The organism is Thermorhabdus hydrogeniformans, assembly GCF_049310025.1.
Lineage (GTDB): Bacteria > Bacillota > Thermosediminibacteria > Thermosediminibacterales > Tepidanaerobacteraceae > JBJYKD01.
This window is the reverse complement of sequence record NZ_JBJYKD010000162.1, coordinates 1-267: the sequence shown is the minus strand read 5'-3', so window position 1 is coordinate 267 and position 267 is coordinate 1. Positions and strand designations below refer to the sequence as shown.

Below are 267 nucleotides of genomic sequence, written 5' to 3'. Positions count from 1 at the left end.
ATATTCCCATCTATTGCCAATACTTCATTCCCAAGTTCATACAGGGTCTTTGCCACTGCAGAACCAAATCTACCGCATCCAATTATTGCAAAAGACTTCATCTGATTTCCTCCTATCCAACTGATATATGTCCTTCTGAATATCTGTATCTCTTATGCTTTTTATTATAGCCTATTGCATAAGCCATTGTAAGTGGCCCAACCCTTCCTGCATACATTGTACCTATTATTATGATTTTTCCTAATTTTGACAACTCAGGAGTAACAC

The 267-nt window shown here is 37.1% G+C and carries 1 protein-coding gene; it reads right to left on the bottom strand.

What is annotated here, in order from left to right:
* Positions 1–101, bottom strand: a 101-nt coding sequence (locus ACKX14_RS15935) for an NAD-binding protein (RefSeq protein WP_422449381.1), incomplete at its 3' end; no start/stop codon positions are given.
* Between the last annotated feature and the right edge of the window lie 166 nt (positions 102–267).